The organism is Streptomyces sp. Act143 (genome assembly GCF_003143935.1).
Lineage (GTDB): Bacteria > Actinomycetota > Actinomycetes > Streptomycetales > Streptomycetaceae > Streptomyces.
In genome coordinates this window covers 567,059-592,817 of sequence record NZ_QFRX01000001.1, presented here as the reverse complement: position 1 = coordinate 592,817, position 25,759 = coordinate 567,059, and the positions used below count along the sequence as shown (strand labels likewise).

Annotated in this window: 23 protein-coding genes and 1 pseudogene; 7 read left to right on the top strand and 17 right to left on the bottom strand. The window is 71.3% G+C overall.

All coding sequences use genetic code 11. The features are described from left to right. Nucleotides 1-12: 12 nt before the first annotated feature. Nucleotides 13-1,341 carry a M1 family metallopeptidase gene (locus DI272_RS02570; RefSeq protein WP_258314864.1) on the bottom strand — a complete coding sequence of 443 codons (1,329 nt, stop codon included), beginning with the start codon at nucleotides 1,339-1,341 and terminating at the stop codon, nucleotides 13-15. A gap of 207 nt (nucleotides 1,342-1,548) precedes the next feature. Between DI272_RS02570 and DI272_RS02565 the strand changes: the two genes are divergently transcribed. The 5 genes from DI272_RS02565 (at nucleotide 1,549) to DI272_RS44395 (ending at nucleotide 3,577) form a co-directional block, all read left to right on the top strand. Then, on the top strand, nucleotides 1,549-2,241 hold the full coding sequence (locus DI272_RS02565) for a restriction endonuclease (RefSeq protein WP_109493496.1): 693 nt from the start codon (nucleotides 1,549-1,551) through the stop codon (nucleotides 2,239-2,241). Nucleotides 2,242-2,346: 105 nt separating this feature from the next. Beyond that, entirely contained in the window at nucleotides 2,347-2,571 is a 225-nt protein-coding gene (locus DI272_RS02560) for a hypothetical protein (RefSeq protein ID WP_258314438.1), read from the top strand. A gap of 5 nt (nucleotides 2,572-2,576) precedes the next feature. Further along, entirely contained in the window at nucleotides 2,577-2,915 is a 339-nt protein-coding gene (locus DI272_RS02555; RefSeq protein ID WP_109493494.1) for a helix-turn-helix transcriptional regulator, read from the top strand. Continuing rightward, a complete protein-coding gene (locus tag DI272_RS02550; RefSeq protein WP_181387068.1) occupies nucleotides 2,912-3,388 on the top strand; it encodes an ATP-binding protein in 477 nt (158 codons plus the stop codon). The genes DI272_RS02555 and DI272_RS02550 overlap by 4 nt, the downstream gene beginning before the upstream one ends. A gap of 36 nt (nucleotides 3,389-3,424) precedes the next feature. Next, entirely contained in the window at nucleotides 3,425-3,577 is a 153-nt protein-coding gene (locus DI272_RS44395; RefSeq protein ID WP_181387067.1) for a DUF6126 family protein, read from the top strand. 141 nt (nucleotides 3,578-3,718) lie between these two features. Here DI272_RS44395 and DI272_RS02545 read toward each other — a convergent pair whose 3' ends face one another. From DI272_RS02545 to DI272_RS02480, 14 genes and pseudogenes are all read right to left on the bottom strand, one after another. Next, entirely contained in the window at nucleotides 3,719-5,200 is a 1,482-nt protein-coding gene (locus tag DI272_RS02545) for an NADH-quinone oxidoreductase subunit C (protein ID WP_109493493.1), read from the bottom strand. Between the two features lie 4 nt (nucleotides 5,201-5,204). Next, on the bottom strand, nucleotides 5,205-6,767 hold the full coding sequence (locus DI272_RS02540) for a proton-conducting transporter membrane subunit (protein WP_109493492.1): 1,563 nt from the start codon (nucleotides 6,765-6,767) through the stop codon (nucleotides 5,205-5,207). Next, the gene (locus DI272_RS02535; protein ID WP_109493491.1) at nucleotides 6,767-7,447 is read right to left on the bottom strand and encodes a hypothetical protein; all 681 of its coding nucleotides are present in this window, start codon (nucleotides 7,445-7,447) and stop codon (nucleotides 6,767-6,769) included. Before DI272_RS02535 ends, DI272_RS02540 begins: the two co-directional genes overlap by 1 nt. Then, nucleotides 7,444-8,400, bottom strand: a complete 957-nt coding sequence (locus tag DI272_RS02530; protein ID WP_109493490.1) for a respiratory chain complex I subunit 1 family protein — start codon at nucleotides 8,398-8,400, stop codon at nucleotides 7,444-7,446. Before DI272_RS02530 ends, DI272_RS02535 begins: the two co-directional genes overlap by 4 nt. Next, entirely contained in the window at nucleotides 8,400-10,433 is a 2,034-nt protein-coding gene (locus DI272_RS02525) for a proton-conducting transporter membrane subunit (RefSeq protein WP_109493489.1), read from the bottom strand. The genes DI272_RS02530 and DI272_RS02525 overlap by 1 nt, the downstream gene beginning before the upstream one ends. Continuing rightward, the gene (locus DI272_RS02520; protein ID WP_109493488.1) at nucleotides 10,430-10,912 is read right to left on the bottom strand and encodes an NADH-quinone oxidoreductase subunit B family protein; all 483 of its coding nucleotides are present in this window, start codon (nucleotides 10,910-10,912) and stop codon (nucleotides 10,430-10,432) included. The genes DI272_RS02525 and DI272_RS02520 overlap by 4 nt, the downstream gene beginning before the upstream one ends. 151 nt (nucleotides 10,913-11,063) lie before the next feature. Then, nucleotides 11,064-11,432, bottom strand: a complete 369-nt coding sequence (locus DI272_RS02515; RefSeq protein WP_109500642.1) for a metalloregulator ArsR/SmtB family transcription factor — start codon at nucleotides 11,430-11,432, stop codon at nucleotides 11,064-11,066. A 97-nt stretch (nucleotides 11,433-11,529) separates the two neighbouring features. Continuing rightward, complete coding sequence (locus DI272_RS02510; RefSeq protein ID WP_109493487.1) at nucleotides 11,530-11,988, bottom strand: hypothetical protein; 459 nt, start codon at nucleotides 11,986-11,988, stop codon at nucleotides 11,530-11,532. Nucleotides 11,989-12,040: 52 nt separating this feature from the next. Next, nucleotides 12,041-12,466 carry an ATP-binding protein gene (locus tag DI272_RS02505; RefSeq protein ID WP_109493486.1) on the bottom strand — a complete coding sequence of 142 codons (426 nt, stop codon included), beginning with the start codon at nucleotides 12,464-12,466 and terminating at the stop codon, nucleotides 12,041-12,043. After that, nucleotides 12,466-12,876 carry a pyridoxamine 5'-phosphate oxidase family protein gene (locus DI272_RS02500; RefSeq protein WP_109493485.1) on the bottom strand — a complete coding sequence of 137 codons (411 nt, stop codon included), beginning with the start codon at nucleotides 12,874-12,876 and terminating at the stop codon, nucleotides 12,466-12,468. Before DI272_RS02500 ends, DI272_RS02505 begins: the two co-directional genes overlap by 1 nt. After that, nucleotides 12,873-14,618, bottom strand: coding sequence for a SulP family inorganic anion transporter (locus tag DI272_RS02495; protein ID WP_109493484.1), 1,746 nt, complete (start codon nucleotides 14,616-14,618; stop codon nucleotides 12,873-12,875). The genes DI272_RS02500 and DI272_RS02495 overlap by 4 nt, the downstream gene beginning before the upstream one ends. An 8-nt stretch (nucleotides 14,619-14,626) precedes the next feature. After that, a pseudogene (locus tag DI272_RS02490) lies at nucleotides 14,627-14,758 on the bottom strand (transcriptional regulator); the annotation flags it as partial. Nucleotides 14,759-15,019: 261 nt separating this feature from the next. Further along, nucleotides 15,020-16,138: an acyl-CoA desaturase gene (locus DI272_RS02485; RefSeq protein WP_109493483.1), complete on the bottom strand. Its 1,119-nt coding sequence runs from the start codon at nucleotides 16,136-16,138 to the stop codon at nucleotides 15,020-15,022. A 7-nt stretch (nucleotides 16,139-16,145) separates the two neighbouring features. Further along, nucleotides 16,146-17,201, bottom strand: a complete 1,056-nt coding sequence (locus DI272_RS02480) for a ferredoxin reductase (protein ID WP_109493482.1) — start codon at nucleotides 17,199-17,201, stop codon at nucleotides 16,146-16,148. 87 nt (nucleotides 17,202-17,288) lie between these two features. Here DI272_RS02480 and DI272_RS02475 point away from each other — a divergent pair, with 87 nt between their 5' ends. Continuing rightward, nucleotides 17,289-18,428 (top strand): CdaR family transcriptional regulator, encoded by a 1,140-nt coding sequence (locus DI272_RS02475; protein WP_109493481.1) that lies wholly within the window; start codon nucleotides 17,289-17,291, stop codon nucleotides 18,426-18,428. 195 nt (nucleotides 18,429-18,623) lie between these two features. Here the strand turns inward: DI272_RS02475 and DI272_RS02470 are convergent, their stop codons facing one another. Next, nucleotides 18,624-19,964 (bottom strand): jacalin-like lectin, encoded by a 1,341-nt coding sequence (locus tag DI272_RS02470; protein WP_109493480.1) that lies wholly within the window; start codon nucleotides 19,962-19,964, stop codon nucleotides 18,624-18,626. Nucleotides 19,965-20,258: 294 nt separating this feature from the next. Further along, nucleotides 20,259-22,406, bottom strand: a complete 2,148-nt coding sequence (locus DI272_RS02465) for a glycoside hydrolase family 9 protein (RefSeq protein WP_109493479.1) — start codon at nucleotides 22,404-22,406, stop codon at nucleotides 20,259-20,261. An 817-nt stretch (nucleotides 22,407-23,223) separates the two neighbouring features. Here DI272_RS02465 and DI272_RS02460 point away from each other — a divergent pair. Continuing rightward, nucleotides 23,224-25,759, top strand: a 2,536-nt coding sequence (locus DI272_RS02460) for a PQQ-dependent sugar dehydrogenase (RefSeq protein ID WP_181387066.1), incomplete at its 3' end; no start/stop codon positions are given.

Sequence of the window (25,759 nt, the reverse complement as noted above, 5' to 3'; positions counted from 1 at the left end):
CGACCGGCGGATTCACCGGATGCGGTGCTTCGCCCAGAAGGAAGCCAGGTCGGTGCCCGTCACGGACTGCGCGGCCTTCTTGAAGTCGGCGGTGGTGGACACGCCGTACCAGTGGTCGTGGGCGTACCGCTTGAGGAGTCGCGCCATCGCGCCGGCGCCGATGGTGCGCTCCAGGTCGGCCAGGGCACAGGGGCCGGCCGTGTAGACGAGGTGGTACTCGCCCGGATGGCTGCTCCAGTAGGCCATCGAGTTGGTGATCGCGGCGTGCTCGCTCGGCCAGTCGACGTCCGACCAGCAGTCGCGGGTGTCCCAGCCGTAGAAGCGTGCGTTGGCGTACTGGGCGAAGCTCTCGTCCAGCCAGGGGGCGTCGTACTCGTCGTTGCCCACGATGCCGTACCACCACTGGTGGGCCACCTCGTGGACGACGGCGCTGCCCTCCTCGGTGGTGCCGAGCATGACCAGGCCGGGGTATTCCATACCGCCGCCGAAGTCCTTGGTCATCACGAAGTCGATCTCGCCGTAGGGATAGCGGCCGAACTCCTCGCCGAACCGGTCGACGGCGGCGACGCCGTCCTTGCGGTTGAGGCGTACACCCGCCGCGGGTGTGTTCGGCGCCCAGTACGACTTCACGCGCACACCACCGGGTGAGGTGTCCGTTGCCGTACGGAACGGACCGGCTGCCCATGCGAAGTCCCGCACCCGGTGCGCGACGCTGTGCGTGACCGTGCGTCCGGGCTCGCCGGGGCTGGTCCAAGTGCGGCCCGTGGCCGGGACCTTGAGGGCGGAGGGGTGGTCGATGCGCACATGGAAGTCGCTCGCCAGGGCATAGAAGCTCTCGCCGGTCGACACATACGGATCGAGGTGCCACCCCTTTGCATCGTGCACGGCGAGCACCGGCAGCGCGTTGCCCAGGAAACGGAACGCGCCCTCGCGGCCGAAGCGGTTGTTGCGCTGGGGCACGGTGATGGACACGTCGAAGGAGAGGTCCGTCCGCTCGCCGTGCGCGAGCGGCTTCGGCAAGGTGATGCGCAACGCGGTGCAGTCCACGGTGAGGCGGCCCGCTGTGCCGCCGTCGATCCTGGACACCTCGACCGCGCGCGGCGTGCCCGCCGTGCCGCACTTGTCCTCGCCGTTGCCCCACAGACGGAGGTACACCTCACGCAGGGGTCTGGCGGAGGCGTTGCCGAACGACACCCGTTGGCGGCCGGCCCAGTGGGAGCCGTCGGCGTCGCTGCGCAGGGACACGTCGTAGCGGAGCCCTTCAGGCGTCGCGGTCTCGGCTTCGTGCGCTGGTGCCGGTGCGGGTGCTGTCGCGGCAGCATCGGTGGCGCCCGCCGCCATCAGGACGCTGAGCGGGACAACGAGCAGACGGCGAGCGGCTCTTGACCATCCCACGGGTGCACGAAACGACGACATGGCAGCGGATCCTGCCACACGGTGCACACGGTGCACACGGTGCTGACAGTCGGGCGCCTGATTGCGAGTCAAAGAAGTTGGGGTGTGGAGGCGTCAGGGAATGCTTGGCGGGGGCGGAGGATCGGGGGAGCGATGGCGAAACGACGACGGCGCCGGTCGTCCGGGAAGCGTACGCGTCGGCAGGTGCAGGGCTGGAGCATCGCGGCAGCGGCCGTCGCCGTGGTGTGGGTGGCGGGGAACTGGGCGGCGGTGTGGCCGTTCGTGGTGGCAGTGCCGGCCGTGATCGTCGTGATCGGGGCGGGCTGGTTGCTGTGGCGTGCGCACCGGGACGCCGTAAGTCAGGACCGGGAGTGGCGGGCTCGGGAAGAGGCGAAGGCCAGGGAGCTGTCGATGACGGAGGTCGACGCGCTGGACTGGCAGGACTTCGAGCGCTTCGTCGCTGACCTGTGCCGCAGGGACGGCTGTACGAACGTGGTCGTCAGCGGCCGGAGCGGCGACCTGGGGGCCGACGTCGTCGGCCACCTCCCGGACGGCCGCAAACTGGTCGTCCAGTGCAAGAAGTACGCACCCGAGCGGAGTGTGTCCTCCCAGGACATGCAGAAGTTCGTCGGCACCGCCCGCCTGGAACACGGCGCGGACGTCGCTGTCTTCGTCACCACCTGCCGTACGTTCACCAAGGCCGCGCAGGGTCTGGCGCTGCGGCAGGACATCGCGGCCCTGCACCGGGATCTGCTGGGAGCGTGGGTCAGGGGTGCACGTCTGGAGACGCTGATTCCCCTGAGCGGGCGCGGCGACGGCAGAGCGAAACGCAACCCGCCCGCCTGACATCCGTGAACCTGCCGACGGCATCGGATGCCGTCACGCTCGGCCAGGTTCTCGGGCGCGGCTGCGTGCCTTACTCTTGAAGAGTTCTTCAATTCACTAGTTGCCGTGAAGCGCGGCCGTCGGGAGGAGGCCCGGATGGGCGGTTCGGTGGTCGCCGCAGCGCTGCTGGCGCGGGTGTGCCAGGCGCGAGCGACTCTCGGGGCGGCGCTGGAGACCGAGGACGCGTATGCCGTGGCCGTGGCTCAGGACGAGCTGGACGACGCGGTGCGAGTGGCTCGGCGGCACGGAATCGACGTCGGTCCCGCCGCGGCCGAGAGCGAAGGGGAGTGATCCGGATGCCTGTTCCCCTGTACGAGGCGAAGGCGGAGTTCTTCCGGATGCTCGGGCACCCGGTGCGGATCCGGGTGCTGGAGCTGTTGCAGGACGGGCCGAAGCCGGTGCGTGAGCTGCTGGCGGAGATCGAGGTCGAGCCGTCGAACCTGTCGCAGCAGCTGGCGGTGCTGCGCCGCTCCGGGATCGTCACCGCCACCCGGACCGGGGCGACGGTGGTCTACGAGCTGGCCGGCGGCGATGTCGCCGAGCTGCTCGCGGCGGCACGGCGCATCCTGTCCGTGCTGCTGGCCGGGCGGCAGGATCTGCTCGCTGAGCTGCGCGAAACGGAGTCGGTGCGATGACGGGGGATGCCCGCCGGTTCCGGACGCGGTGGCACCGGGGCGGCCCCGCCACGGTCGTCGGGCCCGTGCGGGCTCCGCTGCGGCGGCACGTCACCTCGGTCCGTGTGGGGCCCGACGCGGTGCGCGAAGCCCGGGAGGCAGTGGCTGTGCAGTTCGGCGAGGCCGGTGTCGACGCCGGGTCCGCGTTCGCGGACGGAGTCCTGCTGGTGGTGAGCGAGCTCGTCGCCAACGTGCTGCGCCACGCCCCGCACTCGCCGCTGACGGAGGTGGGGATGACGGTCGCCGGCGACCAGTTGGTCGTCAGTGTCGCCGACAGCGAACCGCGTCTGCCGGACCTCACGCTCGAAGGCATGGGCGCCGGGCTGCGGATGGTGGCCGAACTCGCCGCCGACTACGACGGTGAGCTGAGCGCGGAGCCGGCCGTCGACCACACCGGCAAGGTCGTCCGCGTCAGGTTCGAGATACCCCTGTAGCCACCCCACGGCAGGACGGAAGAAGGGAACGGCACGGTGAGCGAAGGCAAGAACGGCAAGCCCCGGGATGCGGAGAGCCGGAAGGAGCGTGGTGTCGCGCTGCGGGCCGGCTTCTACATCTTCGGCACCCATGTGTTCGCGGGCTTCGTGTGGCTGCTCTTCTACCTGGGCGAGCACGCCGGCACATAGCGAGGGCCCTTCGCGGGGCCGTACCCGGCCGCCGCCCACCAGATGTCCCGTCGCGTCCCTGCTGCTCGACGAACCGTCCCACATGGCCAACTGTCGTGAACGGTGTCGGACGTCCCGGGCCCGACGGGACGCCTTGACGACCTACAGGTCGTTGCCCGCGTACGACAGGTTGAAGCTCTTGTTGGTCAGCGGGAAGTCCGGGACGATCGTGTCCGCCAACGCCACCGGCAGAGCGGGCCAGTTGAAGAAGGACGGGTCCACCGGTTTGACGCGGGCCAGCGTGCCGTCGGGGGCCAGTTCGACGCGGGTGGCGATGGTGCCGCGCCAGCCCTCGACCAGACCCACCCCCGTACGGGGACCGGTACCGGGCGCGGGTGTCGGTGCCAGGACGGCTGCGGGTGCGCGGAGTTCCTCGCTGAACTGCGCGACCAGGGCGAGGGACACGTCGATCTCCTCGGCACGGACCAGGAAGCGGGCCAGGACATCGCCGCTGTCGTGGACGGACCCGGTGAGTCGTGTGCCGTGGTCGGTGAAGGGGTGGGCGATGCGGGCGTCGTCGGCGATCCCGCTGGCGCGGGCGACATAGCCGAGACAGCCGATCTCCCGGGCCGCGGCGGTGTGCAGGACGGCCGTGCCGGTGAAGCGGTCACGGACGGTGGAATGCCTCAGGGCCAGGTCCGCGATCTCCCGGATGTCCGCGCCGAGCGCCGTCAGCAGGGCAGGGTCGGGCAGCGCGCGGAGAGCGGCACCGCCGGGCAGGACGCCGCCGCGCAGCAGCCGGTGTCCGGTGACCTCCTTGTTGAGGCGCAGGAGTTGCTCTCGTACGCGCTGGGCGTGCGCGTTGAGGATGCCGTGACCGACGTCGTTGCACAGCATGCCGAGGTCGGCGACGTGGTTGTGGACACGCTCCAGTTCGAGGAGCAGTGCGCGGGCGTGCTGGGCCTCGGGCGGGACCTCGGTGCCGGTGGCCTCCTCGACGGCCAGGCAGTACGCGAGGGCGTGCCCGACGGCCGTGTCGCCGCTGATGCGTTCGGCGAGCGGGAGTCCGGCCGCCACCGAGCGGCCCTGGAAGAGCTTCTCGATGCCCTTGTGGACGAACCAGAGGCGGGCCTTGAGTTTGAGGATGGTCTCGCCGACGACGGAGAAGCGGAAGTGCCCGGGTTCGATCAGGCCGGCGTGCACCGGGCCGACGGGGATCTCGTAGACGCCCTCGCCCTCCACCTCCAGGAACGGGTACGGCCCCTCCTGCTCGCCGAAGTCGGGCGGCGGTCCGGCGTCGGGGCGCATCGGGTACCAGCCGCGGGGCCAGTGGAAGTGCCGGACGAGGCGGCGGCGCAGCGGGTGGCCGACGGGGACGATGCCGAACAGGTCCCGCATCTCCCGTTCGAACCGGCCCGCGGGAAAGGACAGATGGGCCAGGCTGGGCACCTGCGGATGGTCGGGGTCGAGACGGACGTGCAGTTCCACCCGGGTGTCGGGCGGGCCGCTGACGAACAGATACACCACGCGGGGTCCGGTCTCGTCGGTGTGCGCGGCGACCAGGGCGAGCCGGTGGCCCTGGGAGAGGAGGCTCTCGGCGTGCTGGGGCAGGGTGACAGGGCTGGCCTGATAGGTCTTGCGCATGGGGTCAGTGGCCTCCGATCGCGTGGGCGGCGGCGTCCAGCAGGTCGGTGAGCGGGCCGGTGGCCACGCCCAGGGCGGCGCAGGCGGCCAGCCCCAGCAGCAGCGGCCACCCGCCGGACGGGCTTTCCCCCGCGGGTGCGCCCGGGCCGAGCACCATGTGCGCGGTGCGGGTCGCGAGGGCGGCGAAGCTGATCAGGACCAGCAGCAGGGCCACCGCCATGACCCAGCCCAGTCCGTCTGCCGCGGCGAATCCGGCGCGGGCGATACCCAGTTCGGAGGCGAAGAGGCTGAACGGCGGGAACCCGAGCAGCGCGGCCACGGCAAGCCCGAACACCCCACCCAGCCAGGGAACTTGAGCCAGCAGTCCGTGCACGCGGTCGATCCTCGTCGTACCGGTGAGGTGCAGGATGCGGCCGGAGGCGCAGAAGGCGACGGACTTGGCGAGTCCGTGGCCGGCGATGTGCAGCAGCGCGGCGGACAGGGCCGCCGGACCGCCGATCGCCGCGGCGAGCGCGATCAGGCCCATGTGTTCCATGGACGAATAGGCCAGCATCCGCTTGTGGTCGCGCTGGGCCAGCAGCAGGGCGGCGGCGAGCGCGAGGGTGAGCAGGGCGATGCCCGCCAGCAGGGCCCGGGTGAAGCCGGGCCCGAGAGCCGCGTCGGCGATGACCCGGTAGCGCAGGATGGCGGCGAAGGCGACCGACAGCAGGACGCCGGACATCAGCGCGGACACCGGAGCGGGGGCCTGGCTGTGGGCGTCGGGCAGCCAGGCGTGCAGCGGGACGAGACCGGCCTTGGCGCCGAAGCCGAGGACGACGAGGGAGATGCCGAGCCGGGTGACCGCCGGATCGAGGCGGTCGGCGCGGGCGACGAGGGTGGGCCAGTCCAGTGCCCAGGCCTCCGCGATGCCTGCCTGCCGGGCGGCGTAGTAGACGAGGACGGTGCCGAGGAAGGCGAGCGCGATACCGGCCGAACAGATCACCACGTACTTCCACGCGGCCTCCACCGAGGCACGGGCGCGCCGGTGCCCGACGAGGAACGCGGTGACAATGGTGGTCGCCTCGACCGCCACCCACAGCACACCGAGGTTGGCGGTCACCACGGCCAGGCACATGCAGGCGAGGAAGGCGTGCACGAGGCTCTGGTAGCGGCACACGGCTGCCCCGGAGGCCCGCTCTTCCGTCAGGTACGCGGGGCTCGACGCGCAGGCGATCAGCGCGACCGCGCCGATGACCAGCAGCATCCATGCGGTCAGGGCATCGGCGCGCAGCAGCCCGGAGTACGCCGATCGCGGGCCGCCGTCGAGGACGCCGGCCGCCAGCAGGCTGCCGCACAGCAGGATCACGGCGGGTGAGACGAGTCCGGCCCGAACTGCCAGGTGCCGCCGCGGTGTTGCCTCGGGTCCGGGTGCCGTCACGACCAGGAGGGAGCCCGACGGGCGTGCCACGGGCCCTTCGGCGGGGATCGGCTCGCGGGCGCGCAGCCCTGCCAGGGCGTACGCCCCGGCGACCGCGAGCGGCACGGCGGCGGGCGTGGTCAGGAGCGCGGCGGTCGACATCGCGTTCATCAGTCGTGCAGCTCCCGCAAGTCGTCGATGTCGGTGGTGCCGAACGCCTCCCGCATCCGCGTGGTGAGGATCTGCAGCACCAGTACCGCCAGCAACACATCGAAGGAGACGCCGAGTTCGACGATCAGCGGCACCCCGGAGGTGGCCAGGAAGGCGGTTGCGGTGATGCCGTTGTCCAGCAGGAGGAAGCCGACCACCTGGGCCGGCGCGCGCCGCCGGGTGACCAGCACGAAGAAGCCGATCAGCACCACGGCGAGGCCGACCGGCAGCGCCCGGGTGGCGGGCGTGGGGTTCAGCTCGGTCAGCGGGCGGGCCACCGCGTAGGCGAGCAGCGTGAGTGCGGCGGCGGTCAGCAGCGAGGCGGCCACGTTCACCAGTGGCTGCGTCTCACGGACCTCCTCGCTGTAGCCGGGCCCGGGTGCGAGGGCGGCCAGGGCGCGGCGGATCACGTACGGCAGCACACCCGCCCGCAGAAGGCCGACCCCCAGGCCGATGCCGACCAGGTCCCACCGCTCCTCGTGCGCGCCGAGGAGGACGGCGACGGCGGCCAGGGCGATGCCCTGGAAGGCGAAGACGCGGACGATCGCGGCCAGTTCGCGCCGCCACGGCACGATCACCGCCGCCAGCAGGAACGCGCCGCAGGCCAGGTCCAGGAGCTGGGTGAACAGGGTCTCGCTCATGACGCTCCGCTCAGGAAGTACGACGACGTCACCGCGAGCAGCGCCAGCAGGAAGGAACCGGCGAGCAGCTCGGGCACCCGGAACAGACGCACCTTGGCCCAGCACACCTCGGCCGCCGCGAGCACCGCGCCCAGCAGCACCAGCTTCGCCGCGAACGCCACCAGGGCCACGCCCAGGGCGGCCCAGGATGCGCTGGTGGCGATGCCCCACGGCACGAACAGCGACGACAGCAGCCCGAGGAGCAGGGTGAGCCGCAGCTGGGCGCCGAGTTCGACCAGGGCCAGGTCGGGTCCGGCGTACTCCAGCACCATCGCCTCGTGGATCATGGTCAGTTCGAGGTGGGTGGCGGGGTTGTCGACCGGCAGCCGTCCGGTCTCCGCCAGCACCGCCACCGCCAGCGCGGCCGTGGCCAGCAGGCCCGCCGGGGAGGCGAGGCGGCCCGGTTCGTGGACCGCACCGGAGACGATCCGTGGAAGGTTGGTGGTCCCCGCCGGTATCGACAGGGCGAACACCGACAACAGGATGGTCGGCTCCACGAGCGCGGCCACCGTCATCTCCCGGGAGGCGCCCATCCCCCCGAACGCGGTCCCCGTGTCGAGGCCGGCCAGTGCGAGGGTCAGCGTGCCCAGCGCGATCAACGCCACCACGACGACGAGGTCGGCATGGCCGCTGACCGGGGTGTCGGTCGACAGCAGCGGCACCAGCCCGGCCGCCACCACGGTGGTGGCGACCAGCACCGCGGGCGCGGCCCGGAACGCCGGCCCCGTTCCCACGGGGGTGATCGGCTCCTTGCGCAGCAACTTGCGCACATCGCGCCAGGGTTGCAGCACCCCGGCCCCGGCCCGGCCCTCCAGCCGGGCCCGTACCTGCCGCATCCAGCCGGTCAGCAGCGGCGCACCCGCGCCGACCACGACGACCTGGCCCGCGACAGCCGCGTATCCGATGGCGTTCATCACCAGCCCACCGCCAGCACCAGGAGCAGGATCACCAGGCCGATGAAGCCGTAACCGAGATACAGGTGCACGCTGCCGCCCGCCAACCGCCGGGCCGCCCGGCCCGTACCGGCCAGCGTCCGCAACACCGGCTCGTACAGCCGGTGTTCGATGCGGTCGGGCACCGCCCGGGAGAAGCGCACCCGCTCCACCAGATACGACGACTCGCGCACCGGCGTGACGTCCACGTCCTGCTCGGGGGCGAGGACGTCGTCGAAGACGCGTTGCAGCGGCTCCGCGAACGAGGTCGCCGTATAGGCCATCCGCGGGGTCGGGGCTCCGCCGCCGCAGTCCCACAGCCGGGCGTGCTTCCGGCGCCGGCGGCGTGCGCTCAGCCGGGGCAGGCCGGCGGCGAGCAGGAGTGCGGCGGTGAGCGCCGCGACGATCCACAGGGGCGACAGTGCGGCGGAGACGGCGGTGAGCCGTACCCGTGCGCCGCCGCCCGACACCGCCCCGCTGCCCGGCAGGCCGGTCGCGGTGACCGCCCGGTCCAGACTGTCACCGAGCAGTCCCGGTACCACCGCCAAGGCCGCGCAGAAGGCCGTGAGCAGGCCCATCCCGGCGAGCATCAAGGGGGACGCCTCCTTGGCCGCGGCGGCCTGCTCGCTGCGCGGCCGGGCGAAGAAGCCCACCCCGAGCGCCTTGACGAACACCGCCGCCGCGAGCCCGGCCGACAGCGCGATCAGCGCCACGGCGACCGGCAGGACGACAGCCGGAGCCACCCCCGGTACCTGAAGCCCGTGGATCAGGGACTGCAGCAACAGCCACTCGCTGATGAACCCGTTGCCCGGCGGCAGCGCCACCGCACCCAGTGCGGCGACGGTGAACAGCCCCGCCGTGACCGGCATCCGGGCGCGCAGCCCGCCCAGCCGGTCCAGGTTCCGTTCCCCGGTGGCGCGCAGCACCGCGCCCGCCGCGCAGAACAACAGGGCCTTGAACGCCGCGTGGTTGGCCACGTGCAGCAGCGCCGCCGTCAGCGCCAGCGCGGCCAACGGCCGCTCGCCGTACGAGGCGAACAGTCCGGCCACTCCCACGCCGATCAGGACCAGGCCCATGTTCTCGCTCGTCGAGTACGCCAGCAGCCGTTTGAGGTCGGAGGCCATCGCCGCCTGGAGGATGCCGTAGACCGCGGACAGCCCGCCGAGCGCGAGGACGGTCAGCCACCACCAGGCGGGTCCGCCGCCCAGCAGATCGAACCCGGTCCGCACCAGGCCGTAGACGCCTAGGTTCACCATGGCGGCGCTCATCAACGCCGAGACGGGGCTGGGCGCCTCCGGATGCGCCCGCGGCAGCCAGGCGTGCAACGGGGCGGCGCCCGCCTTCGATGTGAACCCGGCCGCCAGCAGCACGAAGACGAGTCCCCGCACGGTCGGCGAGACACCTGGCGCGCCGGCCCGCAAGGCGGCGAAGGTCTCGCCGCCGGCCTGCCCGGCGAAGACCGCGAACCCGGTCAGCAGCAGCACGAGGCCCACATGGGTCATCACCGCGTACCAGACGCCGGCCTGCCGCACCGTCGCGCGATCCCGGTGCTCGGCGAGCACGAGCAGCAGCGAGGCGAGCGCCATCAGCTCCCACAGCACCAGGAACGTGGACATCGACGCGGCCACGGGGACGAGCACCAGGGTGAGCGCGAACAGCGGCAACACCGCCTGCGCGGTGCGCGAGCCGAGCCCGTGTGCCCCGTGCCCGCCCGCGTAGCCGATGCCGTACACGGCGACCGCGGCCACGACCGCCCCCGCCACCGCCGCGAAGAAGCCCGCCAGCGCGTCCACCGCCAGCTGCGTCCCGGCCAGCGGCAGCACCCCGGGAAGCGCGTGCGCCCAGCGGCTTCCGCCCAGTGCGGCCACCCCCGCCGTACCACCCGCCACCCCCACACCGGCCGTCAGCACCCCCACGACCGGGACGCGCACCCGGTACGGCAGTCCGACGCCGGCCAGCGCGCCCGCGCCGCCCAGTGCCGTGGCCGTCGTGAGGGCCGCCGGAATCGTGCTCATCGCCCGGTCACTCGCCTGAGCGCCGCCACGATCTCGTCCGGCTCCGGCGGACACCCGGGCACGGCCAGATCGACGGGCACGACATCGGCGACGGCGCCCTCGACGCCGTAACCCCCGGCGAACTCACCGCAGTTGATCGCGCAGTCCCCGACGGCGACCACCAGTCGCGGTTCGCCCATCGCGGCCACCGTGCGCCGCAGCGGCTCGGCCATGTTGCGCGTCACCGGCCCGGTCACCAGCGCCACGTCCGCGTGCCGGGGCGATGCCACCAGGCGGGCGCCGTACCGCTCGGCGTCGTACACCGGGTTGAAGGCCGCGGCGATCTCGATCTCGCAGCCGTTGCAGGACCCGGCGTCCACGCACCGCACCTGCACCGAGCCGCCGAACTCCCGTGCCGCCGGCGGTGGTTCGCCCTCCGGCCGGGGCGGCGCGGGCTCGGCCACCCGCCCGGTGGCACGGATCTTGCGCAACAGGCCCATGAACCCTCCCTGCGATGGTGAGGACGCTCCGCGGGTGACCAACACGCCCACCCGCCAGTGGAGTTACGGCACTTTTCCGATGCTTTGCCCTGGTGAGGTGATCCGCTGACACGACTTCGCGACAAAGACGGACGCCGATCGAGGGCAGCCGTCACGACGGCGGCCTCGCCTCTCCCTGTGCCGCCTCCAGATCGGCGAGGAGCTCGGCCTGGCCGGCCAGCACACCCGAGAGAATGGTCCGGGCGACCTTGAGCAGCTCGGCGACGTGCGGGTCGGTCAGCGAGTAGTGCACGGTCGCACCCTCCTTGCGGGTGACGACCAGGTTCGCCCGGCGCAGCACCGCCAGCTGCTGGGAAAGATGCGCCGGCTCGATGCCGACCTCGGGCAGCATCTCGGCGACCGCGTACTCGCGCTCACTCAGCAGCTCCAGGACCCGGATACGGGCGGGGTGCCCGAGCGTTTTGAAGAACTCGGCCTTGAGCTGGTACAGCGGCGTACTCCTCGACTCGTGTCGGTGCATCGCATCCACCCACTCGTGCTGCATCCAGCGATGACGACCTCAGTAATTGCCAACATTAGCAATTACTTACGTGGTGGGGTGGAAGTCTGCGTGAGAATCACTCCGCTGTGGGGATCGGGCGTGCCTTGGTACCGGAGCTCACCTGGTCGCCGACCGGCTCCCCGCTGGGAAAGCCGCTGGTACGCCACTCGTGGCGCTGCGCACCCGCCCTTTCGAGCCGGGTGCTGTGGGCCGCGAGGGCCGCGCCGAGGTCGGCGTGGACGGGGATGTCCGGACCGTCACCGGCGGGGACGAGGGAGCCGTCGGCGGGGATCGCGGCCAGCTCCAGACTGCGGCCCGCGGCGGCGAGCCGCACCGCGGCCTCGGCGATCGCCAGCTGCCCCTCGGCCGACCAGCTGCGCAGCGCGCCGAGGTCCACGACGACCGGCCCGGTGCCGCGCGCGAGCACCCAGCCGACCGCCCCCGAGAAGCGGCGGACCGCATCCGGGCCCAGATATCCGGCGACGGCAAGAATGCCGAGGTCCTGCTCGATCGTGTAGCGCCAGTCGATGGTCATGGCAGTGAACTGACTTCCTTCTGCGGGGGCTTGTCGGGGGACTGCTGTGCGCTCAGAGCGGCAGGGTGATCCAGATGCTCTTGCCCAGGGCGTCGGCGTCGGCCCGGACGACGGCGGTGCCGCCCAGCCCCAGCACGAGTTCCATGACGGTGCCCAGACCCCCGGCTCCCGTGCCGGTGACGGACGCGTACAGCGATGGCTGAAAGGGGTGGCGGTCGTGGACGGCGAACGCCAGGCAGTCGGTGCCGGCCGCGTAGATCACCGTGACCTGCGGGGAGACCGGGGAGGCGTGCCGCACGCAGTTGGTGACCAGTTCACTGAGGATCAGCAGTGCGGGATCGACGGTGGGGTGGCGCAGGCCGATTCCCCACTCGATCAGAGCCTGTTCGGCGGTCTGCCGGGCGACGCGGACCGCCGCCGACTGGTTCGGCAGCGTGAGCACGTGCCGGTGCGGCAGGGTCTCCGACCGGCCGGCCATCACCCCTCCGTCCCGCGGGCGAGGCGGAAGCCGGTGACCGTCTGGGGGTGGACGCGCAGGATCGTGTCGTGCGGGCCGTGCGTCCAGCCGGTGAGGGCGCGGCGGTAGTGGGCGGCCTCGTGCGGGTCGCCGACCACCTCGGCGGGCCCGCTCACGGTCACCGTCCAGCCGGTGCCCTGTACGGCGCGGATCTCGTCCACGTGGTAGGCGGCTGTCACGGGTACGGCGGCGGCCTGTACCGGGGTGCGCACCACCAGCCTGCCGTACTCCCACACGTGCCGGGCCGGTCGTACGACGGTCAGCTCGCGTTGGACGAACACCAGCCGCCCCAGGCTGCTGCCCTCCACCAGCCACAGCGCCTCCGCGCCGGAGACCTCGACCATGCGCGCGGTGGCGGGAGTGGTGCTCATCGGACTGGTTCCTCACTGACGTCTGCGGTCTTCGGGCTCGCCGTCCGCGGCCTCTGTGCCGGGACGGCAGGAAGGACACCCGCCATCTCCAGGTGATCGCGGGCGGCGCGGATCGCTTCGGGTGTGCCGGCGTACTCCCGGCCGTCCAGGCGCAGCAGGTCGAGTGCGCCCACGGAGTCGAGGACCTGGCGCTGCCCGGGCCGGATCCCCGAGGTCATGACGGCGATACCGCGGCGGTGGAGCTTTTCCACGGCGTCCTTGAGGAGGAGGGCGCCGGTGGCGTCCATGGTGGACACCCTCGACATGCGCAGGATGACGACCCGGACGTCGGCGACGCCGGTGAGTTCCAGCAGGAAGCGGTGGGCGGCGGCGAAGAAGAGCGGGCCGTCGATGCGGTACGCCACGATGTGCTCGGCCAGCAGGGCGTGTTCCTCGGCGCTGTGGTCGCCCCGGTCCAGCGGCACCTGATCGAAGCGGGCCTGCCGGGCCACGGCACGCAGGGCGAGGGCGCCCGCCGCGGCCAGGCCGATGATCACGGCGTAGACCAGGTCCAGGGCGAGGGTCGCGGCGGCGGTCAGGACGAGGATCAGCGCGTCGGAACGGGTGGCCTTGGCCATCGCCCTGAGCGAGCCGGTCTCGACCATGCGGACGGCGGTGGCCAGCAGGACACCGGCGAGCGCGGCGAGCGGGATCCGGGAGACGAGGGGCGCGGCCGCGAAGACGATGACGGCGAGGATCGCGGCGTGGGTGAGGGCGGCCAGCCGGGAACCGGCGCCGGTGCGGACGTTGACGGCGGTACGGGCGATGGCGCCGGTCGCCGGGACTCCGCCGAACAGGGGCGCCGCGATGTTGGCGAGGCCCTGGCCGAACAGCTCCCGGTCCGGGTCGTGCCTGTGCCCCACGGTCATGCCGTCCGCGACCGAGGCGGACAGCAGCGACTCCAGCGCGGCCAGGGCCGCGACCGCCACGGCCGGGGCCAGCAGGCTGCCCAGCGAGCCCAGGTGCAGGAAGGACAGCGAGGGGGCGGGCAGTCCGGACGGCAGGTCACCGATCGGCTTGGCCGCGTCCAGGCCCGCGACCTGGGCGATGACCGTGGCGGCGACGACCGCGAGCAGGGAGAACGGCACCGTCGGCCGCCACCTGGCCCCGGCCAGCATCACCACGGCCACCCCGGCAGCGAAGGCCGGGGCGGTCCAGTTCGGGGACGTGGCGAACGCCTCGACGGCCCGCCAGGCCACCACCAGCACCCGGTCCCCGTCGGGTGCGGGCACGCCGAGCGCGTTGGGGATCTGCTGAAGGCCGATCACGCAGGCGATGCCGAGCGTGAAGCCCTCGACCACCGGAGCGGGCACGTACTGCATGTACCGGCCGGCCCGCAGCGCGGCGAGCGCGACCAGCATGACGCCGGCCATCAGCCCCACTGTCAGGACGCCCGTCGGACCGTACGCGCCCACGATCGGGACGAGGACCACGGTCATCGCGCCGGTCGGCCCCGACACCTGCAGATTCGATCCACCGAACACCGCGGCGAGCGCGCCCGCGACCACCGCGGTCGCCAGCCCCGCCGCCGCGCCCAGACCCGAGGAGACCCCGAAACCGAGGGCGAGCGGCAGCGCCACGATCGCCACGGTCAACCCGGCCAGCAGATCCCGCCGCGGATCGCGCCGCGTCTCGGCTAGATCGGCACGACCGGGCAGCAACGAGCCGATCCGGGTCCACGCCCGGCTGCATCCCGTGGTCATCGCGCGGCGACCCGGATGGCGACGAGCAGGTCCCGTACCGGCATCGGCCCGTCCTGGAGCGACTCCGGCACCCGTGTCCGTGCGGGATGTCCCAGCATCCGGAAGAACTCGGCCTCGGCCTGGTACAGCGGAACGGACACGGCTCCTCGGCTCCCTACGAAGACCCCACCCACGCGGGTCGGACACGGCACACGTCACACAGGTCAGCGCTGCGCCCGCGGCTACCGGTCAGAACGGACGGGCGCAGCCGTCACAGCATGTGCTCAATTGCAAAATTTAGCAATTCAGCTATCTGGTTTGTGACGATATGTCGTGATAGTGAAGAGAGAAGTGGCGTGCGAGAGGCGCAGAGAAGGCCAGGGGAGCACGTGACCTCGTGCACCCCTGGCCCGACGACGGCCTCAGGAGGCGACGAGCTCCCACTCGCGGTCCGGCGTGGTGACCTTGCGCTTCTTGTTCGGCAGGGAAAGCCGGACGACCTTGCGCCACGCGGAGAACACCTGCTTGGGCAGCGGCCCGGTGACGTACTCCAGCTCGTACTTCTCGAACAGCGCGCGCACCTTCACCGCGACCTCGGCGTACCGGTTGCTCGGCAGGTCGGGGAACAGGTGGTGCTCGATCTGGTGCGACAGGTTGCCGGTCATGAAGTGCATGGCCTTGCTGCCGCTGATGTTGGCCGAGCCCATCATCTGGCGCAGGTACCACTGGCCCCGGGTCTCGCCGTTGATCGACCGGCGCTCGAAGACCTGCACTCCCTCGGGGAAGTGCCCGCACATGATCACCGAGTGGGACCAGATGTTGCGGACCAGGTTCGCGGTGAACGTGGCGGCGAGCGTGGGGAGGAACGACGGGCCCGACAGCAGGGGGTGGATCACGTAGTCCTTGAGCACCTGCTTGCGGATCTTGCGGCCCACCGCCTTGGCCCGCGCGCGGAACTCCGGGTTCTTGCGGCGGCGCTTGTGCAGGTTCTTGCCGAGCTCCAGGTCGTACGCGGCGATGCCGTACTCGAAGAAGCAGGCGTTGATGAAGTTCCACAGCGGCTGGCCGAGGTGGAAGGGGTGCCACTTCTGGTCCTCGTCGACGCGCATGATGCCGTAGCCGAGGTCGTTGTCCTTGCCGATCACGTTGGTGTACGTGTGGTGCAGCTCGTTGTGCGAGTGCTTCCACTGGTCGGCCGGCGAGACGTGGTCCCACTCCCAGGTGGTGGAGTGGATCTTCGGGTCCCGCATCCAGTCCCACTGGCCGTGCAGGACGTTGTGGCCGATCTCCATGTTGTCCATGATCTTCGCCACGGACAGACCGGCGGTGCCGATCAGCCATGCGGGCGGGAACATCGAGAACAGCAGCACACCCCTGCTGGCCATCTCCAGCTTGCGCTGCGCCGAGATGACCTTGCGGATGTAGGCGGCGTCCTTCTCCCCGCGGTCGGCGATCACCTCGTCGCGAATCGCGTCCAGCTCGCGGCCGAGTTCCTCGATCTGCTCCGCGGTCAGATGGGCGGTGGGGTCGATGGCGGTCAAAATGCTCCTACCGTTCGAGGTCGCAGGGGCCCGCCGCGGCGGACACGCAGGTCTGGATGAGGACGCCCGGCTCGGCCTCGGTGATCTCGCCGGTGCGCAGGTCGCGGACGGCGCCCGCCTTGAGCGGCGTGACGCAGCCGAAGCAGATGCCCATGCGGCACCCGGACGGCATCAGCACGCCGGCTTCCTCGCCGACGTCCAGCAACGGCGTGGCGCCGTCCGCGTCGACGGTCCTGCCGGTGGTGCTGAACGTGACCTCGCCGCCGTCGCCGGCGACGACGACGCTGGGGCGGAAGCGTTCGGTGTGCAGGCGCTCCGGGACGCCGTGTTCGCTCCAGTGCTTCTCGGCGGCGTCGAGCAGACCCGCGGGCCCGCAGGCCCAGGTCTCGCGCTCGGTCCAGTCGGGCACGAGCGCGTCGAGACGGGCGATGTCGAGCATGCCGTCGGTGTCGGTGTGCAGCTCGGTGAGCCGCAGCCGCCCCTGCGCGACCAGGTCGTGCAACTCGCTGCGGAAGATCACGTCTTGCGGCCGGGGCGCGGAGTGGACCATGACGACGTCGTCGAACTCGGTGTCGCGCAGCATGCCCATCACGGGCGTGATGCCGCTGCCGGCCGTCAGGTAGAGCACCTTGGCCGGCCGGGTCCGCGGCAGCACGAAGTCACCGGTCGCCTGGTCGAGCTGGATCAGCGTGCCCGGTTTCGCCCTGCGGACCAGGTGGTTGCTGACCTTGCCGTCCGGGATCGCCTTCACGGTGATGGTGACGCGGCCGTCCTGGCGGTCGGTCGGCGAGGTGAGCGAATAGGCACGCCACAGGCGCACCCCGTCGACATCGACCCCGATCCGCAGGTACTGACCGGCGGTGTGGCCGCGCCAGCCCCGTCCCGGCCTGATCACGATGGTCGCGGCGTCATCCGTCTCGGGGTGCACGGCCTCGATCCGGCCACGCAGGTCGGCGCCCGCCCGCAGCGGGCTGACCAGGTCCAGGTAGTCCGACGGCAGCAGCGGCGTCGTGACCATCTCCAGCAGTTTCCACGCCCTGCTGCGCAGGGCAGTACTCGTCATGCCCCCAGCTTGCTGCGTCTCAGGGCGTAAAGTCCTGACCGTAGGACGTGAATCTGGTCGGTGGAATTGTTCGCAGGGAATAAAAACGTGAGCCAAGTAACCCGGAGGGCCAGCGAACTGGCCCTGGACGAGACGACGGTCACCGTACTTCGCGCCGCGCTGAAGACCACCGCCGACGAGGTCGTGCAGGCGATCATCGACGAGGTCCCGCCCTACGCCAACGCCCTCTCGGGCCACATGGGCGCCACGATCCGCCGGGCCGTCCGCACCGCCCTGGGGCATTACCTGGACCTCGCGAGCGGGAACGCCACGGGCGGCGACGGTGGTGACGCGGCCTACGAGCTGGGCCGCGGCGAGGTGCGCGACGGCCGTTCGATGGACGCCCTGCTCAGCGCGTACCGCGTCGGCGCCCGCGTGGCCTGGCGGTGCCTGGCCGCGGGTGCCGTACCCGCGGGTCTGCCCGCCGCCGAGGTCGCCAAGTTCGCCGAGCTGACCTTCGCCTACATCGACGAGCTCTCCGCCGCGAGCGCCGCGGGCCACGCCGACGAACTGGCCGCCCGGGGCCGGGAGCACGAGCGCCACCTGGAGCACCTGGCCCGCGACCTTCTCGCCGGCGCGACCCCGGACGTGCTGCTCGTCTCCGCCCAGCGGGCCGGGTGGCAGCCTCCCGTCTCGCTGACCGCGGTCCTGCTGCCCGCCGCCCAGGCCCGGCCCGCCTACCGCACGCTCGACCCGGGCACCCTCGTCCTCGACGATCTGCCGGACGCCACCGGTGTGCTGCTCGTCCCCGATGCCGACCGCTCACATCTCCTGCGGCAACTGACCGAGCGCACCGCCGTGGTCGGCCCCGCCCGGCCGTGGACACGCGCGTCCGTCTCGTACGCCCGCGCCGTCCGCGCGCGCTCCCTCTGCTCCGGCATCCGCGACACCGAGGACCACCTGCCGGAGCTGGTGCTGAGCGCCGACGCGGACGCGTTCGCAGACCTGCGCGCCCGCGCCCTCGCACCGTTGCGGACCTTGCCTGCCGCGACGGCACGGCGGCTGGAGGAGACGCTGCGGGCGTGGTTGCTGCATCAGGGCCGGCGGGAGGAGGTGGCGGCGGAGTTGTTCGTCCACCCCCAGACCGTCCGCTACCGGATGTCGCAGCTGCGGGAGCTGTTCCCGGATCTCGCATCGCCGCACCGGGTCCTTGAACTGACGCTGGCGGTGGGTCTTCGGGTCGGCTGACCCGAACCGCGCGCTGTGGGGGCCGAGGCGAGTGGAAGGCCATGGATACGAAGGCCTCCCTGCGATCTGAGTGCACGTCTGGACCGCAGGCCCGACCAGGCGCCGGGCGGCATCGTGGCCTGACACGGCCGTGCCCCCGACCCGAGGGCGGGGGCACGGCATGAAGCGTCGGAGCCGGTTCTGCGGCGACGGGCGTCAGCGCTGCGTGTAGATGAACCCGATCTTGTCGACCTCGTCGCCGGCGCGGCCGTGGAGCCCGGCGATCTGCCAGCCGGACGGTGCCGTGCGGGTCACGCAGTCGGAGGTCGTCGTGCCCCCGGCCAGGGTGCGGCCGAGGTTCGTCGTGAACTTGGCGTAGAAGATGCGGGTGTGGCCGTCCTTCTCGCCCTGGCAGAGCTGAGCGGTCGTCACGTACTCACCGCTGCCCAGCGCGAGGGAGGCCGCGGTGCCGCCGGTGCCGCCGTGGGCGAGCGTGGTGCCGTTGGCGAGGGTGAGGCTCAGCTGGTCGACGCGGGAACCGGCCCGCACACCGACAGTGGTGGCGCGGGCGCCGGCCGGGACGCTGTCGATGTCGGTGAAGTAGTCGCCGTGCGGGCCGCCGAACTGGTCGCTGAGCTGGAAGGCGGCGTTGCGCGACCAGGAGAAGCCGACGGTGACCGGGTCGTGGTCGGAGAGCATGAGCCCGTCGGTGGTGAGGAACTTGGCGTGCTCGTTGTTGTAGTACGTGGCGTCGAGCGAGACGAGCTTGCTGCCGCGGTAGAGGACCTTGTCGACGACCTCGCAGGTGTTGGGAACGGTCGGCTGGGTCTGGTCGCAGACCAGGGCGTCACTGCCCTTGGCGGGCGGGGTGCCGCCGCGGATCAGCTGCACCCAGGCGTCCGTGAGGCCGTTGGCGGCGGCGAACTCGCCGATGGTGTCGCCGGAGCGGGTGTAGCGCGTGTTGGTGTCGCCCATGACGACGACCGCGTTGCCCGCCGAGTGGCTCTTGATGAAGGCGGTGAGCTGGTTGAGGTTGTCCGCGCGGGAGGCGAGGTCGCCGTCGTTGGTGCCCGCGTTGGTGTGGACGTTGTAGAAGTCGACGTACACCCCCTCGGCCAGGCGTTCGCGCATGAAGGTGAAGCCCTTGGGCGTCAGGCAGTCACCCGAGTCGTACTGGCAGGAGTTCCAGCGCACCCGCTCGAAGTCGCCCTCGTCGTAAGGGAGTTTCGACAGGGTGTTGAGTCCGCTGCCGATGCCGGCGCCGCCGCTCGTCGGCGTCCGGTAGGCGTGGGCGGTGTCGGCCGCGTACAGGTAGGCGTGGTAGTTGAAGTCCTCCTGGACGTGGACGATGTCGTACGGCGCTATCCGCTGGCCGATCGCCGTGGTGCTGGACTCGCGGGGCGTCGGTGCGCTGGAGAGGCTCTCGGGCAGGCCGGCCACGTTGTAGCTGAGGACGCTGAAGGTGCCCGCGTCGGCGGCTGCCGCGGTGGAGGCGGCCGCGGTGAGCCCGCCGAGAGCGGCGGCCGCCGCTGCCAGGCAGGCGAGGAGTCTGCGCATGGGGGGTGTCTCCTGGGGGTGCGTGAAGCGGATCCGGAGAGGGACTGACTTGCTGAGGGCATGTCAGAACGTAGCGACAAAGTCTTACCAGTCCCTTCCAACCCGTGAACATCCTGGACAACAACATTCACAGCTTTGCCGCAGCCGGAGGGGGAGTTCCGAGCATGGCCGGGTCCGGGACCGGTGTTCCTGACTCCTCGCCGACCGCGACCGGCCACGGCTCCCGGTCGTCGCCGAGCACGGCCCGCCGCAGGAGATGAACCGCTGTCGCGGTACTGCGGCGGGCCGTGGCTCTCAGTCGCAGGCGCTGCCGTTGAGGGCGAACGCGGTGGGGGACGGGTTGCTGCCGCTCAGCGAGCCCTGGACCCCGAAGCTCACCGTCGCGCCGGGTGCGACCGTCCGGTTCCAGTCCACGTTGCGCGCGGTGACGTCGGCGCCGCTCTGGGTGACGGAGGCGTTCCAGGCGCTGGTGACGCGCTGACCGCCCGGGTAGCTCCACGTCAGCTGCCAGCCGTCCACCGCGGTGGAGCCCGTGTTCTTGACGGTCACGGTCGCGGTGAACCCGTTGCTCCAGGCGTTGTCCACCTTGTACGTCACGGCACAGGACCCCGTGGGCTGTTGACCGCCGTCGTCGGTCGTGCGCTCGGCGGCGTACGCGGCGAGCCAGGCCAGTGGGGCGTTCCAGTTGACGGCCACCTCGTTGGTGGAGTACGAGCCGATGTCGTCGATGTAGCAGGCGGCCGGTGCGCAACCGGCCAGCTTCTCCTGCGCCACCGGATCCTGCAGCCCGCTGTTGGGGCCGCCTGCGAGCGAACCGGCCGGCGGGTTGGGCAGCGAGGAGTCCGACTGGTGTGCCCAGAAGCGGTGGTGCTGGTTGCGCGAGGACTTCTCGCCGTAGCCGGTGACATAGGACTGCCCGAGAGCGTTGCGGCCTAGCAGGTAGTCCAGCGCCTCCAGCACCCCGGCGCGGTAGCGCGCGTCACCGGTCAGCTCCCCGGCGACGGCCATGACGACCGCGTTGTCGGCGGCCTCGCTGTTGGAGCCCCAGAAGTACCCGTCCGAAGGGATGGGCACCGCATAGCCCTGTCCGGCCATCGTGGACAGGTGCCCGTCGGCGGCCGAGACCACCGAGGAGCGCACGCGGGCGAGGTCGGAGGCGGGCAGCCCGTTGGGGACGGTGGCCAGGGTGAGCCGGCCGAGCGCGGCCGTGTCCGCCCAGCCGAAGCCGTAGGAGGTGAAGGCGTTCGCGGCGGTGTGCCAGGACGAGGAGGTGACCGCGTCCCGGTAGGCGCTCTCACCGGTCGTCGCGTACAGCTCGGCGGCAGCCCAGTAGAACTCGTCGCTGACCTGGCTGTCGCCGTAGGCGCCACCGCCCGTGCTGTCCGAATCCGGCGCGTACATCGCGGGGTTGGCCTGCGCCGCCGTCCAGGCCCGGCGGGCGGCCGCCAGGCAGCGGTCGGCGTACGCCGCGTCGTACGGGCGGAAGACCCGGGCACACTGGGCGGCGGTCGCCGCGAGGTTGAGGGTCGCCGCGGTGGACGGCCGGTGCAACTCGCGCGGCTGGGCGTCCTGTTCGGGGCGGGTCGGGATGCCGGTCCAGGCCGCGTCATGAATCTTGTGGAAGGCCATCCCGGCGTACGGCTTGCCGGCGGGCACCTGCATCCGCATCAGGAAGTCGAGCTCCCAGCGCGCCTCGTCCAGGACGTCGGGAACGCCGTTGCCCCGCTCGGGGACGCTCAGTGTCGAGTCGCCCAGGGCCGCTTCCTTGCCGACGCGCTCGGCCCGCTCGAAGGAGTTGACGACCAGCCAGGTGGAAATGCCGCCGTTGACCACGTACTTGCCCTGATCGCCCGCGTCGTACCAGCCGCCCCTGACGTCCTGGGTGTAGTCGCACACCCCGGACTGGCAGGGGACGGAGGTGTCTCCCTTGTTCGGCGAGACGCCGAGGTGCCCGGCGGGGCGCGCGTAGGCGGAACCGACCAGGGAGGCGTCGATGGCTATGCCGCTGCGCTGGTGGTAGAAGAACGCCATCGCGTCCGAGCGCAGCCCGTCGTAGAGGTTCGCGCGGATGTCGAACGGGTCGCTGCTGCTGCCGTCCACCCTCAGGACGTATCCCGAGCCCGTGCCCTGGTACGACGAGAAGTCCGCGACCTGGACCGACTGACCGGAGGCCGTGTCGGCACCGCGCGGGACCGTGGAGCCGGAGGCGACCACCGTGCCGGAGGCATTGCTCAACTGCCAGGTGAGCGACTGCGCGGCCGTGGTGACGACCGTTGCGCGCTTGGGGCCGTCGGGCAGGTAGCCGACCTGATTGACACGCACCGCTGTGGTCCCCGCGGCGGCCGCCGGGACAGCGAGGAAGCCGCCGAGGAGCAGCGAACTCGTCAGCAGGGCGGCGGTGAGGGGGCGGCTGGGGCGCCGTAACAAGGTGAACGCGGGCATGAGCGGCTCCTGTGAGAGGGGTGACGTGAGATGGGAGTGAGGTTTGGGAGCGCTCCCATCGCCGAGAATGGCATGAGCATGATGCCCCGTCAATCAAGGTGCGTACGGGGAGTGCTGGTTTGAGGCCGTTCCGTAGATCGATGAATCCGAACTCACCGTCGGCGCGGAACGTCATCGCTTCGGTGTCGATCCCGAGGGCGTCGAGCAGAACGTCGAGGGCCGCCTCGAGGCCGGTCTGAGTGCGGGCGACTCGGACGAGGACATCGGGGTGAGGGTTACCCTTCGGTCGGCTGAGCGCGAAGTCGATCCTCTGGATGCGGAACATCGCCGCATCCACGGCGCCCAGGTCCCCCAGCTCCGCTCGACGTCCAACCGCAGCCGTGCGGCGAGGGCGTCCAGGGGCGGCGCCAGACCGGCGACCAGTCGGAACGAGCTCGCCGCGTACTCCCACATGCCGGACTGAAGGGCCGGGTTTCGCTTGCCGGCCTGGTATTCCGGCGCACGTTCCCGGTCCGGCTCCGGCCCAGGCACCTCGAATTCCGCCATGACTGTCCCCGCCCTGCCCACGCAGCGCCCGACCGCCCTTCCAGGGGGACGGGCGGATCGGCTCGCTCGGGCTCTCGACTTTGTCCTGATCAAGGAAAAAGTCGAAGGATCGGATGCGAAAGGGGTTACGCGTCCGCACCAAGGCCGCTAACTTCCTTGAAATGAACCGGTCACGTGCATGTGGCCGTTCAACGGCGCGACGGCGCGCGCCTGTTCTCCCCTCGTCAGGACCGCTGTGTCCTGCTGCCACCCCCACCCCTCGGGAGACTCTGTGCGCACAAGACTGCTCAGACCCAGGTTCGTCCGTACGTTGGCGCTGGCGGTGGTGTGTGCCGTCGGCTGCCTCGCCCCGGGCACCGCTGCCGCCGCACCGTCGGATCAGGCGGCCGGCGCGAGCGCGGCGGCCCCGGTGTTCCAGCAGGTCACGCTCGCCAAGGGCGTGGCCGAGATGGGCGAGCCCATGACCCTGACGGTGCTGCCCGACCGGTCGGTCCTGCACACCTCGCGCGACGGCACCGTCAGGCGGACCGACGCCAACGGCAACACCGCCGTGGCCGGCAAGCTCACCGTGTACAGCCACGACGAGGAAGGTCTGCAAGGCATCGCGGCGGACCCGGACTTCGCATCCAACCGCTTCGTCTACCTCTACTACGCCCCTCAGTTGAGCACCCCTGGCGGGGACGCCCCCTCCGACGGCACCGCCTCCGACTTCACGCCGTTCGACGGCGTCAACCGGCTCTCCCGGTTCGTGCTGAAGGCCGACAACACCCTGGACCTGGCCAGCGAGAAGAAGATCCTCGACGTTCCCGCCTCCCGCGGCATCTGCTGTCACGTCGGCGGGGACATCGACTTCGACGCGGCCGGAAACCTCTACCTGTCGACGGGCGACGACAGCAACCCGTTCGCCTCGGACGGTTTCACCCCGATCGACGAGCGGGCCTCCCGCAACCCGGCCTACGACGCCCAGCGTTCCGCGGGCAACACCAACGACCTGCGCGGAAAGGTGCTGCGCATCAAGGTCAACGCCGACGGGACGTACGCGATCCCGGGCGGCAACCTCTTCCCGCCCGGCACCGCCAGGACCCGCCCCGAGATCTACGCGATGGGGTTCCGCAACCCCTTCCGCATGAGCGTCGACAAGGCCACCGGCATCGTCTACCTCGGCGACTACGGCCCCGACTCCGGAACCGCCTCGGCCGGCCGCGGCCCCGAGGGTCAGGTCGAGTTCAACCGCATCACCAAGGCCGGCAACTACGGCTGGCCGTACTGCACGGGCCGCAATGACGCCTACGTCGACTACGACTTCGCCACCGGCACCTCGGGCGCGACGTTCAACTGCGCGGCGCCCAGGAACACCTCACCGAACAACACCGGTCTCACGGATCTGCCCGCGGCACAGCCGGCCTGGATTCCCTACAACGGCACCTCCGTACCGGAGTTCGGCGGCGGCTCGGAGTCCCCGATGGGCGGACCCGTCTACCGGTACGACGCGGCGTCGGCCTCTGACGTCAAGTTCCCGCAGGAGTACGACGGCGACTTCTTCGCGGGCGAGTTCGGGCGCCGCTGGATCAAACGCATCGAGGCGGGCGCCGACGGCACCGTCCAGTCCATCAACTCCTTCCCCTGGAGCGGCACTCAGGTGATGGACATGGCCTTCGGGCCGGACGGCGCGCTGTACGTCCTGGACTACGGCACCGGCTACTTCAACGGCGACGCGAACTCCGCCTTGTACCGCATCGAGCACGCCATCGACGGACTCGCGCCGACCGCGCAGGCCAAGGCCGACGTCACCTCCGGAACAGCACCCCTGACCGTCTCCTTCTCCTCGTCCGGCAGCGCGGATCCGGACGGCGGCGCTCTCAGCTACGCCTGGACGTTCGGAGACGGTGCGACCTCCACGGCCGCCGGCCCCTCCCACACCTACACCACCAACGGCCAGTACACGGCCACGCTGAAGGTCACGGACCCGACCGGGAAGACCGCGACCGCGTCCGTGCAGATCACGGTCGGCAACACCGCGCCCACCGTACGGCTCGATCTGCCCGCCAACGGCAGCATCCACGACTTCGGAGCCGCGATCCCGTTCAAGGTCACGGTGACCGATCCGGAGGACGGCACCATCGACTGCTCCAAGGTGAAGGTGTCCTTCATCGTCGGACACGACAGCCACGGCCATCCGCAGACCTCGGCGACCGGATGCACCGGCACACTCCAGACCCTGGCCGACGGCGAGCACGACCCCAACGCCAACATCTTCGGTGTCATCGACGCCGAGTACACCGACAAGGGCGCGGGCGGCCAGCCCGCGCTGACCACGCACGACCAGCACATCACCCAGCCCTCCCACCGGCAGGCCGAGCACTACGGTGACTCCTCCGGCGTGGACGTCATCAGCCATGCCGCGGCGCACGGCGGCAAGACCGTCGGAAACATCGAGAACGGCGACTGGATCGCCTTCACGCCGTACGCCCTCGCCGACACCACCGGATTCACCGCCCGGGTCTCCTCGGCGGGAGCGGGCGGCACCCTCGAGGTCCGCTCCGGATCGCCGACCGGAACCCTCCTCGGAACGGCGACCGTACCGGTCACCGGCGACTGGGAGACCTTCCAGGACGTGACCGCCGGACTGGCCGACCAGCCCAGCGGCACCACGAAGTTGTACCTCGTCTTCAAGGGCGGCAGTGGCGCCCTGTTCGACGTCGACGAGTTCGCCTTCACCACCGCGGGCGGAGGAACGCACACGGGTCCGGTGAAGGGGGTGAACGGCAAGTGTCTGGACGTGGCGAACGCCGGGACGGCGGACGGTA